This window comes from Streptomyces sp. NPDC020490 (genome assembly GCF_044335305.1).
Taxonomy (GTDB): domain Bacteria; phylum Actinomycetota; class Actinomycetes; order Streptomycetales; family Streptomycetaceae; genus Streptomyces.
In genome coordinates this window covers 130,107-143,519 of record NZ_JBIRUY010000016.1, presented here as the reverse complement: position 1 = coordinate 143,519, position 13,413 = coordinate 130,107, and the positions used below count along the sequence as shown (strand labels likewise).

14 protein-coding genes are annotated in these 13,413 nt (G+C 69.1%); 5 read left to right on the top strand and 9 right to left on the bottom strand.

Annotation, left to right across the window (positions count from 1 at the left end):
- Nucleotides 1–15: 15 nt before the first annotated feature.
- On the bottom strand, nt 16–375 hold the full coding sequence (locus tag ACH4ZX_RS18935) for an NADH-quinone oxidoreductase subunit A (protein ID WP_003992243.1): 360 nt from the start codon (nt 373–375) through the stop codon (nt 16–18).
- A 763-nt stretch (nt 376–1,138) separates the two neighbouring features.
- Here ACH4ZX_RS18935 and ACH4ZX_RS18930 point away from each other — a divergent pair.
- The 3 genes from ACH4ZX_RS18930 to ACH4ZX_RS18920 all read left to right on the top strand — a co-directional run bounded on the left by ACH4ZX_RS18930 (nt 1,139) and on the right by ACH4ZX_RS18920 (nt 4,089).
- Nucleotides 1,139–1,945: a C40 family peptidase gene (locus tag ACH4ZX_RS18930; RefSeq protein ID WP_398273571.1), complete on the top strand. Its 807-nt coding sequence runs from the start codon at nt 1,139–1,141 to the stop codon at nt 1,943–1,945.
- 340 nt (nt 1,946–2,285) lie between these two features.
- Complete coding sequence (gene def / locus ACH4ZX_RS18925) at nt 2,286–2,912, top strand: peptide deformylase (protein ID WP_398273568.1); 627 nt, start codon at nt 2,286–2,288, stop codon at nt 2,910–2,912.
- Between the two features lie 784 nt (nt 2,913–3,696).
- Nucleotides 3,697–4,089: a helix-turn-helix domain-containing protein gene (locus ACH4ZX_RS18920; RefSeq protein ID WP_398273565.1), complete on the top strand. Its 393-nt coding sequence runs from the start codon at nt 3,697–3,699 to the stop codon at nt 4,087–4,089.
- A 30-nt stretch (nt 4,090–4,119) separates the two neighbouring features.
- Here the strand turns inward: ACH4ZX_RS18920 and ACH4ZX_RS18915 are convergent, their stop codons facing one another.
- From ACH4ZX_RS18915 to ACH4ZX_RS18885, 7 genes are all read right to left on the bottom strand, one after another.
- The gene (locus ACH4ZX_RS18915; protein WP_398273562.1) at nt 4,120–4,353 is read right to left on the bottom strand and encodes a hypothetical protein; all 234 of its coding nucleotides are present in this window, start codon (nt 4,351–4,353) and stop codon (nt 4,120–4,122) included.
- A gap of 66 nt (nt 4,354–4,419) precedes the next feature.
- Complete coding sequence (locus ACH4ZX_RS18910; protein ID WP_398273559.1) at nt 4,420–4,782, bottom strand: IS3 family transposase; 363 nt, start codon at nt 4,780–4,782, stop codon at nt 4,420–4,422.
- Entirely contained in the window at nt 4,782–5,078 is a 297-nt protein-coding gene (locus tag ACH4ZX_RS18905) for a transposase (RefSeq protein ID WP_398273556.1), read from the bottom strand. Before ACH4ZX_RS18905 ends, ACH4ZX_RS18910 begins: the two co-directional genes overlap by 1 nt.
- A gap of 133 nt (nt 5,079–5,211) precedes the next feature.
- Nucleotides 5,212–5,868 carry a hypothetical protein gene (locus ACH4ZX_RS18900; protein WP_398273553.1) on the bottom strand — a complete coding sequence of 219 codons (657 nt, stop codon included), beginning with the start codon at nt 5,866–5,868 and terminating at the stop codon, nt 5,212–5,214.
- A gap of 151 nt (nt 5,869–6,019) precedes the next feature.
- Nucleotides 6,020–7,852 (bottom strand): hypothetical protein, encoded by a 1,833-nt coding sequence (locus ACH4ZX_RS18895; RefSeq protein ID WP_398273550.1) that lies wholly within the window; start codon nt 7,850–7,852, stop codon nt 6,020–6,022.
- Nucleotides 7,853–7,997: 145 nt separating this feature from the next.
- Nucleotides 7,998–8,210, bottom strand: a complete 213-nt coding sequence (locus ACH4ZX_RS18890) for a hypothetical protein (RefSeq protein ID WP_398273547.1) — start codon at nt 8,208–8,210, stop codon at nt 7,998–8,000.
- 384 nt (nt 8,211–8,594) lie between these two features.
- Nucleotides 8,595–8,807, bottom strand: a complete 213-nt coding sequence (locus tag ACH4ZX_RS18885; protein WP_398273544.1) for a hypothetical protein — start codon at nt 8,805–8,807, stop codon at nt 8,595–8,597.
- A 1,078-nt stretch (nt 8,808–9,885) separates the two neighbouring features.
- On the opposite strand from ACH4ZX_RS18885, the gene ACH4ZX_RS18880 reads away from it, so the two are divergent.
- The gene (locus tag ACH4ZX_RS18880) at nt 9,886–10,086 is read left to right on the top strand and encodes a hypothetical protein (protein ID WP_398273542.1); all 201 of its coding nucleotides are present in this window, start codon (nt 9,886–9,888) and stop codon (nt 10,084–10,086) included.
- 1,286 nt (nt 10,087–11,372) lie between these two features.
- Here ACH4ZX_RS18880 and ACH4ZX_RS18875 read toward each other — a convergent pair.
- Nucleotides 11,373–12,689, bottom strand: coding sequence for a geranylgeranyl reductase family protein (locus ACH4ZX_RS18875; protein ID WP_398273539.1), 1,317 nt, complete (start codon nt 12,687–12,689; stop codon nt 11,373–11,375).
- A 49-nt stretch (nt 12,690–12,738) separates the two neighbouring features.
- Here ACH4ZX_RS18875 and ACH4ZX_RS18870 point away from each other — a divergent pair, with 49 nt between their 5' ends.
- The gene (locus ACH4ZX_RS18870; protein WP_398273536.1) at nt 12,739–13,293 is read left to right on the top strand and encodes a GNAT family N-acetyltransferase; all 555 of its coding nucleotides are present in this window, start codon (nt 12,739–12,741) and stop codon (nt 13,291–13,293) included.
- Nucleotides 13,294–13,413 lie beyond the last annotated feature (120 nt).

Genomic DNA, 13,413 nt, shown 5'->3' with positions numbered 1-13,413 from the left:
GTCTGTAAAGGCCCCTCAGTCCCATTCCAGGCCGCCGCGCCGCCACACGTACGCGTAGGCGACGAAGACGGTGAGCACGAAGAGCAGCATCTCCACGAGCCCGAAAATCCCCAGGGCGTCGAAGGTGACGGCCCAGGGGTAGAGGAAGACGATCTCGATGTCGAAGACGATGAAGAGCATCGCCGTCAGGTAGTACTTGATGGGGAAGCGCCCGCCGCCGGCCGGCGTGGGGGTCGGCTCGATACCGCACTCGTAGGCCTCGAGCTTGGCCCGGTTGTACCGCTTCGGACCGATCAGCGTGGCCATGACCACGGAGAAGATCGCAAAGCCTGCCCCGAGGGCTCCCAGTACGAGGATGGGCGCATACGCGTTCACCGCTCCTCGCTCCTCTCAGTCGGCACTGACTGCTGGCGATGCCGGGCCCGCGGCCACCCCGTCCGTCCCACGAACCCCGTCCGTCCCGACGAAGATCGCGAACATGTGAAGCAGGTCACAAGCCCAACTGCCTCGCATCTTATGCCCGCCCGTCTGTGATCTGCGACACGGGGTATTGCACAAGCTTTGTGATCTCCACCACCTGACGAAGGATCATGAACTCGGATCAGGCGTGATCTTCGTACGAGATGCGTCAGAGTGATCACCAGAGGTGACATTTTCGTTCATCGGCGCAGCTCACAGGGGTCGCCCTCATATCAAGAGCATTCCCTTGCATGCAAATTGGTGCTGGACGCGAGGCGCTGCTAGAGGCGCCGTTCACACCCCGGAGGGAGACGGCGGGTGCGATGTGGACGCGTGCACGCGTTCACGAGCGCGCCCGGGTCGTGACCCGGCCGCGATCAAGCCGTGATTCAGGCGCGGGACGCACCCGCCGCCGTGATCGTTGCGTGACCTCCGCCACATCCATGAGGGCCGCCCGAAAAGCGGGCTTGGCCATCTGCCCCAACCGATGGTAGGCGCGGGGCAATTCGGGCTTATTGGCGAAAGGCCGTGATCACGGGCCTGAAGGGTCGCGTCCGCAATGTCCGTTACGACGTCAATAAAGAGTGACGGACGGGGGATTTGGGGCGTCCGTTGAACAACTGTGGCGCAGCACACGTTCCTTGAAGGTATGGAGGAGCCCCTGATACCGGTTGTACCCATGTCCCACACCGCTCACATACGCAGCCACCGGAAACCCCGCCGCAACGCGACGACGAGTATCGCGGTGCGCGCCGGAGTCGCCGGTGGCGTCCTCAGCATGGCGGCGGCGGGCGCTTCGGCCTCGGCGAGCGCAGCCGAGACGACGCAGACCATGCAACTGCCCACCCTGACGGCCGACCTGGCCGCTCAGGTCGCCCAGTCCGCGGACGCGACGCAGCAGGCGGCCGCGAACTACCAGCTGCAGGCCGAGCGTGACGCGGCAGCCGCGAAGGCCGCGAAGCAGGCCAAGGCCGACCTCGCGGAGGCGAAGCAGAAGGCCGCGGCCAAGAAGAAGGCCGCCCAGGAGGCCGCCCGCAAGGCCGCGGCCGAGCGCGCCTCGCGCACCGCCGAGCGGCCCACGCTCACCGCCACCACGACGAGCGCGACCAGCACGTCGACGTCCACGGCCACCGGTTCCGCCGCCGCCATCGTCAACTTCGTCAAGGCTCAGGTCGGCAAGGCCTACGTCTCCGGCGCCACCGGTCCGTCCGCCTACGACTGCTCCGGCCTGGTGCAGACGGCCTTCAAGCAGGTCGGCATCAGCCTGCCGCGGGTCTCGCAGGACCAGTCGACGGTCGGCACGCAGGTCTCGCTCAGCAACCTGCAGCCCGGGGACATCCTGTACTGGGGCAGCGCGGGCAGCGCGTACCACGTCGCGGTGTACGTCGGCGGCGGCATGTTCGTCGGCGCGCAGAACCCGTCGTCGGGCGTCGTCGAGCGGCCGCTGTCCTACGACCCGCCGACCGGCGCGGTGCGGGTGCTGTGACGGCACACCACTGACGCGAGCGCTGACGCCGGCGCACACGCGAGCGCTGACGCCGGCGCACACGCGAGCGCTGACGCGACCGCGCGGCACGACCGCGCGCGACCGCGCAGCGCGACCGACGCACGGAAGGGCCGCAGCCGCTCGGGGGCAGCGGCCCTTCCGGCGCGCCCCGAAAACGGCCCCGGAGCACCCCCGACGCCCCCGCGCCGCTCCTGGCCGGTGTTCTCCTGCGCGGGGCGCGCGTCCTCTGCTGTCATGAGGTTCGGTGGACGGGAGGGGCCCCGGCAGACCGGGACCCCGTCGTCCCTCCACCGCGTTCTCGCGACCAGGAGAGACAGCGATGCCCAGTGTCTTCGTGCAGGGAAAGCCCGTCGACTCGTACCCGCCGCTCGCGCCCGAGGCAAGGCGCGGGCGGGTGCGGCGGATCACCGAGGTGGGTGAGGAGGTCCTGCACAAGCCGTGCCGGGACGTCACCGAGTTCGGGCCGGATCTCGCCGCGCTCATCGACGACATGTTCCTGACCATGTACGTCGCCGAAGGGGCCGGCCTGGCGGCGAACCAGGTCGGCGTCGGCCTGCGGCTGTTCGTCTACGACTGCCCGGACGACGACGGGGCCCGGCACGTAGGGCACCTCGTCAACCCGGTGCTGGAGCCGCTCGACCCCGCCGCGCGCAGGCTGCTCGACGACCACGAGGGGTGCCTCTCCGTCCCGGGCGCCGTGATGAACGTGCCGCGGCCCGACCGGGCGGTGGTGCACGGGCTGGACAAGCACGGCGAACCGGTCACCGTCGAGGGCACCGGGTACTTCGCCCGCTGCCTCGCGCACGAGACCGACCACCTCGACGGTCAGGTCTACCTGGACCGGCTGTCCCGGCGGGACCGCGCCGACGCCCTGCGGCAGGCGGCGGACCGGCGGGAGGAGGTGTTCGCCCGCCGGGCCGCCAACGTCGAGGCGCTGAGCGGCTGACTCCCGAGCGGCTGAGCCACGCCCTGGCCGCCGCCTCGGTTCCTGCGAGTCAGCGGCGTACCGAGGCGGCAATGAGGTTCGAATGACTTTCGAGGTCGTCGCGGGGCCGGTGAGCGGGGTACTTCCCCTCGCCGGCCTCCGCGGCGGCCTCACACGCGGGAGCGCCCGCTGGGGAGAAGTGTGGAGGACCGACCCGGCGCTCCGTTCGAGATCAGTTCGACGCGGGACAGGCAGACGTGGACGTTTTCCACCCGGCCGGCACTCTGACGCCGGAGCCCGGGTCGTCGGCCACTTGATCACCGTCCTGCACGGCCGGGCGGCCCGCGCCGCACAAGGGATCACCGCGCAGGGATGAGCCGGAAGAGCAGCGGCCCTTCCGGTTTCCCCGAACCCGCGCGCGACACGGGTGCCGGGCGGACAGCCGGCTACCGCCTCCGTTCCCGGACACCGGGCGGCGGCGCACCGGCGCCTCGGCTCGGGGCCGACCGGCGTTTCCGGCCCGTCGGCCGTGCACCGCGCATAACGGAAATGCGCCGGACGCGTGCAGGACTCGTGCAGGTGTCGGCCCCGCGGGGCCGGACGGGCCCTGGCCCGTTTCATTCCGATCAGCTGATCGTTGGTCCGTGCGTGGTGCGTTCCCCCGCTCCCGGCAGGGTCCGTGGGTGGGACGAACGGCCCGGTGAGCGGCATCTGACGGTACGCGGTCGAGACCAACATCGCACCAGGTCGTTAAACTCACTGATACCCGAACAGGGAAGCGACCTCTGAGCAGGAAGACGGAGCAGTGCCGAACCCACTGCAGGAACTCATCAAGCACCAACTCAAGCAACACGGATGGTCCTACAGCGATGTGGCCCGCCGCGGCGGCATCTCGCGTTCGACCGTCCACCACTTGGCAACCTCGGAACGACTGGCCCAGATGCCCCAGCAGACCACCTTGGAGGGGCTGGCCAAAGGACTGGGGGTGCCGGTTGCTCCTGTGCACCGGGCCGCTGCCGAAGCCTGCGGGGTGAACCTGTACTTCGAGGACACCCCCGGAATCACCGATCCGGAGGTCGCGATCCTGATCGCCAGCGTGCAAAAGCTCAGCTCCACCGACCGCAGGCATGTTTCCGTGCTGGTCGAGTCACTCCTGCGCAGCGCCGCGGAGGACGAAGTCGACGCCGACGTCAGGTGATCGCGGAGACATCGGGGGCGGTAGACCGCATCAGTAGGACCGGGTGCCGGCCGATTTGACCCAGTCGATCACAGCACGGACCGCTGGATAGTCCAGTTCCGCGATGGTGGCGATGGCGTCGTCGTCCCGCAGCAGCGGGGGAACGCAGGCCGCGTCCAGAGCGCAGTAGAGCATCACTTGGTGGGCCTGGGCGGCAGGAAGGTCTCCTTGCGGCAGGCGCTGCCGGAGCAGCGGCGTGATGGGCAGTTCAGGCGTGATGTCCACGACTGTCCTTCTCTTTCCGATGTGAGCGATCACGTTCCGGGGGCGATGCGCGGTCCGGTGAGCGGTTCACCGGCCTTCGGGGGCCGCGACGGCGGTATTCACCGCTTCTTCCCGGGATCCGAAGTCCTCGAAGTGGGCCGGCATGAGCCGTGGGGCGCCGTGCTGTCCCTGGATGCCTGCCTGGCGCATGAGCATTTCCACAGTTCCGTGGCTGACGCTGAGGCCGTAGCGGTGGTTCAGCTCGTAGTGGATGCGGCGGTAGCCGTACACGCCGCCGGAGGATCTGTAGATGGTCAGGATGAGGCGGGTCAGCCAGGCCTGACGCAGCGAGCGGCGAGCGGGGCCGCGCCGACGCCAGGAGTAGTAGCCGGACTCCGAAATGTGCAGGAGCGCAGCCGTCGAGCGGACCGGATGGCCCTCCGCCGCCATCACCTCGATGATCTCGAACCGTCTTTTGGGGGCACCACATCGCTCAGCAACTCGGTGAACCGGCGGTGGATGACCAGCTGGTTCTCCAGCTCGGCGATACGGGCACGAGCGACCCCGATCTCCATGGCATGGGAGCGAGTGCGCCGGTCAGCTGGGTGGGGGAGATACGTGCGGCGCCAGCGGTACACCGTCTGTCGGCCGATCTCGAGTGCGATGGCGACCTCTTTGGCGGACTGCCCTTCGGACAGCAGGTCCAAAGCCCTGCGGCGCAGGGCGGGAGGATAGCGGCGGGGCATGATCCTTCCGTTCTCGGACGCGGTTTTCTCGGGGACAGGAAGCGAGCGTTGGGTCGGGGCCGGCCGGTGCGGCCGGTTTCACGACTGCCGGGGCGGTGCTGACAGGACTCCGCCCCGGCAGCCGCGTCTTCGGTCAGGCCACGTGGCGGTGCAGGGTGACCGTGGGGATGAAGTCGGCCAGCGGGTCACCGCTCGCGGTGCGCGGAGCCGAGGCCACTTCACGGTCGAGGATGGTCTTGACCTGCTGCGCCAACGCATCGGCGCGCCTCTGGACCTCGGAGATGGACAGATTCGACGCCCTCAGGGCGGCCACCTCACGGTGGATGTCGTCGAGCCGGCCGCGGGTGGCGCTGCTGAGCGTGAGTTTCTGCGGAGTGGCGACGACGAACTGGTAGGCGCCGGAGAAGGTCTGGCAACTGTCGCAGTGGTAGTTGACCGCCCGGCTGATGTTCGTGGCGTTGATCAGCCGAGCGTTGCGGCCGGCCGTGGTGACGATCTGGTACGACAGGGCGACCGACCGGCACGGGTCGAGCGGGGAGCAGCCCGCCGACTCGGCCGTGGCCCGGTTGTTCGCCGTCACCGCGACCAGCGGCCCGAACTCGTGGACCTGGAAGGACTCGTCGAACTGGTCGACGTGCATGCGGTCGGCATGCGTGCGGGCCATGTCCACGGCGGCGGCCATGTCGCGAGGCATGTACAGGTTTCCGGAGGTCGCGCTCGCCGTGGTGCTCGTCGCGGCCATGGCGATACCGGCGGTGGCCACCATGCTGATGCGGGCAGCCGTCTTCATGACGGAACTCTTGCGTGGTTTGCGGTGGGTCATTGTCCGTTCCTCTTCGCAGAAACAGCGGGGGGTGGGGGCGTGGGGGTGTGGGGGGAGGTGGGGGGTGGGCAGGGTTCGTGGGGGTGGACCCGAGTGAGCGGGGTCGGTCCCGGTTCTTTCAGCGCGGCGCCGTGGAATCGGCATCCGACGCGGGGGGTGAGGAGGCAGCCGGGGGAACGGAGTCGGTGGCCGACGCCGACGGCGCGGCACTGGTCGCAGTCGGTGACGGGCTGCCGGCAGAAGGCTTGGGGGCCGGCTTCACCGGTCCGGTTGTGTCCCTGCCCGCCGAGGCCGACGGCGTCCCGGTGAAGCCTGCTGATGGGGAGTGCACGCTGGGAGATGACGTGGCGCCGGCAGCAGGACCGGGTCCCGTGGTACCGCGCGGCGCCGAGGAATCCTGTGCAGAAGGAGTGCCGGGCCGAGGCGTGTGCGCAGCGGAGGATGTCGGGCGCTGGGTGGGAACACCGGGCTGCAGAGCGGGAGCCGCCGGCGGTGCGGGAGGAAGCGGCCGGGGGGTCTCCCCCTGCCACCACGCCCCGGCCAGAACCATGGCACCCGCCACCGCCACGGCAGCGATCAGCAGCCGCAGCGGGGTATTGCCGTGGGTGGCGCGCACCGCGCTGCGAACGAGACGGCTGCCGAGCCGCACTGCCAGGTAGGCCCCTCCGGCCATCGGGAAGACCAGCATGAGACTGCCGATCACACCGACCGCACCCGCACCGAAGTGACCGTCGCCGAACGCCGCGTACGTGCCGGTGAGTTGGTCGGCCAGGGACCGCAGACTCGTGGTGAGCAGGCGGGGCAGATTCCACAGGACGTAGCCGACCTCCGCCACCAGGAGCGGGATCATGGTGACGACCCAGACGGTGACGACGACCCGGGCGGAGCGCTTGAGGTCCGCGACCTCGGGATGCACCGGACGGCCCGGCACCATGCTGAGCAGGATCGGCTTGACCTTGCCGTACAGGTCCGGCACACCTGCCAGGTCACCCAGGATGTAGTAGCCGTCCAGCCGCACCGCCGGCATCAGCTGCTCGAGGACCTCGAAATGCGCGAGATAGACCGCCGCGAGAAACAGGGGCTGCCCGGTCGCCGTGTACGCGGCGGTGAGCACCAGCATGAAGATGACGTTGAAGTAGACACCGCCGAGACCGGTCCGCAGACGGCCGCCCCGCCCGATGCGGTAGACGTCCGTGACGTCCGTGTACATGGACGGCCAGATCAGGAAAATGCCGCAGCCGATCTTCCCGGGCGTGGCGCCGCTGTAGCGGCACGCCGAGGCATGCCCGAACTCGTGGAAGACCAGCGAGGCCACGGTCAGGAAGAAGACAATCAGCATCCAGACCGGTTGTTCCAGAACACGCAGCACGGGCGACATCGCCCCGTGGATCGCGAACAGCCACACGTCCATGGCCAGCGTGGCGGCCAGGACCACCGCCACGACCAGCGGCCGGTGCAGCCACGCCAGTGCGGCCGCGATCCGCGCCACCTGCCGGTCACCGAAGATCACCCGGTGGCCCTTGAGCGCCAGCAGCAGGTCCGAACGCGGGCCGTCGGCCTCGTCGGAATCCGCATCCGCCGCGACCACCACACCCAGCGGAGTGAGCTTGTTCTCGACGAGATAGCACACGTTGTCGGCGGTGACCTCCGCGCCGTAGCGGGCGCTGACGAAATGCGAGACGGCCTCCGCGTCACGGGTGCCGTCAATACCGCTCACCACCAGATACAGCAGCCGCGACAGCTGGATGACCTGGCCGTCACCCCGGCGGACCAGGTACTTCGGCTCGGTGAACCCCGACCCCTTGTACTCGCCCATCCGTTCCAGACCACGGCTCAGCCGCAGGGCCGGGGGCGCGGCCGGGGACAGCCGGCCACCGCCGACCGCTCCCAGCCGCAGAGTACGTGTGTCCAGCGGCAGCAGAACCGTGGGGCTGTCACCCTCACCGGCCAAGACCCCGCCAGTGCCCGGCGGCTGACCCGGCAGACCGACAGCATCGACATCCTGATCACCGGCCACCGTCACACATTCCTCCCCCCGGGACGCGGACCTGCCCGCACCCGGTGCAGTCACAGACAACCCGACGAAGCCCGGCCGGCTACTGGCGGATACACACCGATTGCGCCGCCTCGGACTGCGCCACCGCGAACGGCGAGACGTCGTTCGCCGCGAGCGACTCGTTGTGCGCGGCCACATCCACGGTCTTGGCCGTGACCCGGGTCATCCGAGTGAGACTGAACTTCAGCTTCCCGAGCGCCTCACGGCCGGGCAGCAGTTGCGCGGACTCTTCCTCAAGCTCGTGGAAGTTCACGAAAGCCCTCATTTCCTTGTCAATGACACGAACGGAGACCGCCTCGCCCGCAGGGCCACAACACCCTTCCCGGGCAGACGGACGCCTGCCGGGCCGGCGGGCACCGGCCCGGCAGGCAACTCGCCCCATACAGCACACGGCACCACGGCACCCCAGATGTGACACCGACTGCGGTGCCCTCGAGCGGCACCGGCTGCGACGCCGCCTACGACACCGGCTGCGGCATCCCGGATGCGGTCCTGACGACCGCACCGACGGCGACACCCGGCTCCGACGCCGACAGCGACACCGAGCTCGATACCGTCTGGGGTACGGGTGCCGCACCCGGCTGTAGTCCCGAGTGCGGCACCGGAAACGCGCTACCGGATGCGGTGTCCCAGATGCTTACTGGGAGATGCCGATGGCCTGGGTGGCCTGGGACTGGGCGACCGCGAACGGCGAGAGCTGGTTGGCCGCCAGCGACTCGTTGTGCGCGTCCACGTAGGCGGCCTTGCGCGTGACGTTGGTGATCCGGGTGAGGTTGAACGAGAACTTCCCCAGCGCCTCACGGCCGGGCAGCAGCTGCGCGGACTCGCCCTCGAGCTGTTCGATGTTCACGAAGAACGCCTTTCTATCGCACGTAAGGAATGTGGAACCGATGGGCCCGGCCTGAGCCGGGTACGGTTGCCGTGGTCAACGGCCCTGCACCGTCCACCCGCACGCAGCCACCATCGATTCCGCTCCGGGGCGGGTGCCGACTTTCCGTCGGCACCCGCCTGGAAATGAACAGCCACCCGCGCGCCTGTTGAGCCAGGCCGCGCGGAAGCCGCCCACGGGCGCCACCGGGCCGAGGAACAGCCCGGCTTACGCCCTTCCAGCACGGCACGGACACCAGAGCCCCCGCGGAATACAGAGGCCCGGCACCCACACCGCTGTCCGGAGTCTCCGGACGTCTTGTCCGGAGGCTCCGGACATTAGCGGACGTCGCGACGCTACGCAAACCACCCAGGCAACTCCTTTAACACCAAAAGACATGTCAGATCAGAACACGGCCCAACACCTACCGAACGCCCCAGAACACACAGCTCAGGTCAACGGAACCAGGCAGGGACAACACAGCCGGGACGGACAGGGACGGACAGGGCAGGTCGGCACAGCCCCCGGCAGGCCATGGAGACGAGGCCGCTGCGGCAGGGACGCGGAAGACGAGGCCGGCACTCGGGGACGGCGGCCGGGCGACACGCGGCGCGGCCACCGACTCCCGCTCGGCGCTCACCGTGGTCTCGGCGATCGTCCCCCGACTGGCGGCGCCGGCCCCACGCGCGCCGTCCCGACGGCCCACACCGCGAAAGCCGTCCCCGCAGCAGACAGAAAAACAAAACAAACATTCGCACGCCCGTGGTTCACGGATCCGCCGACACGGGCCCGAAGCGAGCAACAGGCCGCGCACAGAGGCCTCTTCACCTGTCACTGCCCCGTTCCCGGACGCGCGTGCACGCCCGCCGTCCTTTCAAGAACCCACGGGCACGGGATAATTCCGTCCGGGAGAGATGAAAGAGCGAAACTTTATGGCTATCCTCTCTTTCTGCCCGAGCCGAGCAGGTTGGACCGCCAAGGTTTCGGGGGAGGGGTGCATGTGCTCGTCGTTCAGGGATCGTCCACCACAGCCGTCGTCCGGGGCAGGACGGGAGAACCGGTGATCCTGCTCTCGGAAGAACTCCACGAGTGCAGCACCGCCTCCGCTCTGGCCGACGTGATGAACATGGCCTTGGCGGTTCTCGACCGGGAAGAGATGGCCGCTTTGCGTGGCTGCCTCACAGCCCTGCGCTGCGGCGAACAACTCAGCAGGCGGCGTATTGAAATCAATGGCTCGGTCCTGACAATCTACCGCCGCTGATTCCCCACAGCGCGACAGTGCCGACCGGCACCGCAGCCGCAGTCGGCCGCGTGAAACCGGCAGCACACCGCGTGCAGCGACCGCACCGCGAAGCGGTGCAATCCCACCGCACAAGCAGGCGCCGTCCGCCGCCACTGTCATGTGGCGGCGGACGGCGCTCTGTGCGGCTGCCGGACTATCCACGCCTCCGCCGGTCACAGGACCAGTCGTGGTGATGATGACGGTGGCGGCCCTTCACCCACTCAAGATGGCTGCTGCGGGAGCAACCCCAGCCTGACTCGTTGCGATCGTGCCGCGAGCGGTGACTGTCACACCACTGCACCGACCGCACCACAATGTCTGCCCCCGCCACCACGACGGGGCCGCGGGCAGCGGGTCCGGGAACGGCTGCCGCCGACACCGACAAAGGCACGACCACCGCCCCCGCGGTCAGAACCGTGGTCGCCACGGCCCGAACAATGCTTTTCACTGATCGATCCTCCTTCGAACCACAGGGAAACCCCTGTCCAGGAACGCGACATTACCCACGGAACACGACATAACAATCACCGGAGCGAGTGTCGGGACCGGGCGGTAATCAACAGCACCGCCTTAAAGCAGCAGGTCACGCCCCCATGAGACAGAGCCGCAGCGCATACTCAGCCGCGACACGCAGATCAGAGAAAGCACTCAGCCGGTCGAAACCATCCACTACTCGCCCACTCGAATGTCGGTTTCCGATTGGAAGTCACCCTCCACGAAAGAAACCGAAACGGTGATCCGTAATTGCCCCGCTTTTATGGAGCGCCATATGACACTCGGCCAAGAACCACTACGCGGCGTCATCCGCGCGGCCGCTCCCCGCACTCGTCAGGATCGCGCTCGCGCCGATCTCGAATGGGCGGTCGACGCGGGACGCGAGCGAGGGCTGATCGCCGAGCCACGCGAGGGCGGCCGTCAGAGTGAACAGACCGGTGCCGTCGATGTCGGTCCGTGCCGGCCCGCGGCCCGGCACGGGCGAGCGGTCACGCCCTGCTCCTCGGTCGTCCGGTCGGCGCGGTCGCGCACCCACGTGACGAGAGCGTCCTCGGGCGAGATCGACGTCTCAAGCTCGCCCCGTCCGCGGTCAGTTCGTGAAGCTCGTGCGGAGCCGGGCGTCGAGCAGCGCCTCGCGCGTCGGGAAGCGCCGCAGCAGCGCCGCAGCAGCGTCGCGAGCCGGACTGCCGCGGCGCTCGCGGTTCGTGCACCCCGGCGCCTCGCCCGCTCGAACGAGACCGATGCCGTGGGCGTGATCGCCGGCTCTGTGATCAGGAACGCGGCGCCACCTTGCTCAGGCCGTTGATGATGCGGTCCATCGCGTCGCCGCCCGTGGGGTCGGTGAGGTTCGCCAGGAGCTTGAGGGTGAACTTCATCAGCAGCGGGTGGGTCAGGCCGCGCTGGGTGGCGATCTGCATGACCTTCGGGTTGCCGATGAGCTTCACGAAGGCGCGGCCGAGCGTGTAGTAGCCGCCGTAGGTGTCCTTGAGGACGCGCGGGTAGCGCTGGAGGGCGAATTCACGCCCGCCGGACGTGGACCGCGCGTTCGCCTGGACGATGACGTCGGCGGCGAGCTGGCCGGACTCCATGGCGTAGGCGATGCCCTCGCCGTTGAAGGGGTTGACCAGGCCGCCGGCGTCGCCGACCAGCAGCAGGCCCTTGGTGTAGTGCGGCTGGCGGTTGAAGGCCATCGGCAGGGCCGCGCCGCGGATCGGGCCGGTCATGTTCTCCGGCGTGTAGCCCCAGTCCTCCGGCATGGAGGCGCACCACGCCTTCAGCACCTCGCGCCAGTCCAGCTCCTTGAAGGAGTCGGAGGTGTTCAGCACGCCCAGGCCGACGTTGGAGGTGCCGTCGCCCATGCCGAAGATCCAGCCGTAGCCGGGCAGCAGGCGGTCCTGGGGGCCGCGGCGGTCCCACAGCTCCAGCCAGGACTCCAGGTAGTCGTCGTCGTGGCGCGGGGAGGTGAAGTAGGTGCGGACCGCGACGCCCATCGGGCGGTCCTCGCGGCGGTGCAGGCCCATCGCCAGGGACAGGCGGCTGGAGTTGCCGTCGGCGGCGACCACGAGCGGGGCGTGGAAGGTGACCGGGCGCTTCTCCTCGCCCAGCTTGGCGTGCACGCCGGTGATGCGGCCGGTGCGGTCGTCGACGATCGGGGCGCCGACGTTGCAGCGCTCGTAGAGGCGGGCGCCAGCCTTCTGGGCGTTGCGGGCGAGCTGCTCGTCGAAGTCGTCGCGCTTGCGCACCAGGCCGTAGTCGGGGAAGGAGGCGAGGTCGGGCCAGTCCAGCTGGAGCCGGACACCGCCGCCGATGATCCGCAGGCCCTTGTTGCGCAGCCAGCCGGCCTCCTCGGAGATGTCGATGCCCATCGCGACCAGCTGCTTGACAGCGCGCGGGGTGAGTCCGTCGCCGCACACCTTCTCGCGCGGGAACTCGGTCTTCTCCAGCAGCAGGACGTCGAGTCCGGCCTTCGCCAGGTGGTACGCCGTCGTGGCACCGGCCGGACCCGCGCCCACGACGATCACATCGGCGGTGTTCTCGGAGAAGGGCTCGGAAACGGGCTCGGAGTGGGGCTCGGTCACGGCGGTCACGGCGGGATCTCCCCAAGTTCGAAAATCTGTGTGCCGAGGGGCACGGGACATGGGCAGTCTATTCAGCGGTATCGATCACCGGCTGAAGGGCTGCCCCGTGAACCATGCTCTGCCCGTCGTCAGGCTGCGCGTCCCCACCGACGAGGACGCCGTAGCCTGGCACCGGATCTTCGACGATCCGGACGTCATGGAGTTCCACGGCGGCAAGCCCGCCGAGTTGTCGGTCTACGAGGAGCTGACCGCCCGCCAGCGCCGGCACGACGCCGAACTGGGCTTCTGCCTGTGGACCATGCTCGACGCGTCCGGGCAGGTCATCGGCTTCACCGGCGCGCAGCCGTGGCCGCAGGAGTGGGGCCCCACGGGCGAGATCGAGATCGGGTGGCGGCTCGGACGGGAGCACTGGGGCAAGGGATACGCGACCGCGGCCGCGCAGATGACGCTGGAGCGGCTGCGCGCGGCGGGCGTGCCCAGCGTGGTGGCGATGGTGCTGTCCGACAACAAGCGCTCGATCGCGGTGATCGAACGGCTCGGCATGCGCCTCGCCGAGGTCTTCACCACGCCGGCCTCGCAGCGGGAGGGGCGCTGCTACCGGCTGGAGCTGTGACGCCGGTCCTCGTTCTCGGTCCGGGGCCCACGACTCCGTTTCGTCGCTCTGTGTGACCGATTGCCACGGAAAAACACGCAGCGCTTCCGGGTGGCGCCCGGCCGGAGTTACCCTGCCAGT

Bases quoted from the DNA above. Each gene is read 5' to 3' on its own strand.
- ACH4ZX_RS18910 (WP_398273559.1), bottom strand. From the start codon at position 4,782: ATGGCGGCGGAGGGCCATCCGGTCCGCTCGACGGCTGCGCTCCTGCAC.
- ACH4ZX_RS18905 (WP_398273556.1), bottom strand. From the start codon at position 5,078: ATGCCCCGCCGCTATCCTCCCGCCCTGCGCCGCAGGGCTTTGGACCTG.
- ACH4ZX_RS18900 (WP_398273553.1), bottom strand. From the start codon at position 5,868: ATGAAGACGGCTGCCCGCATCAGCATGGTGGCCACCGCCGGTATCGCC.
- ACH4ZX_RS18870 (WP_398273536.1), top strand. From the start codon at position 12,739: ATGGGCAGTCTATTCAGCGGTATCGATCACCGGCTGAAGGGCTGCCCC.
- def (WP_398273568.1), top strand. From the start codon at position 2,286: ATGCCCAGTGTCTTCGTGCAGGGAAAGCCCGTCGACTCGTACCCGCCG.
- ACH4ZX_RS18930 (WP_398273571.1), top strand. From the start codon at position 1,139: ATGTCCCACACCGCTCACATACGCAGCCACCGGAAACCCCGCCGCAAC.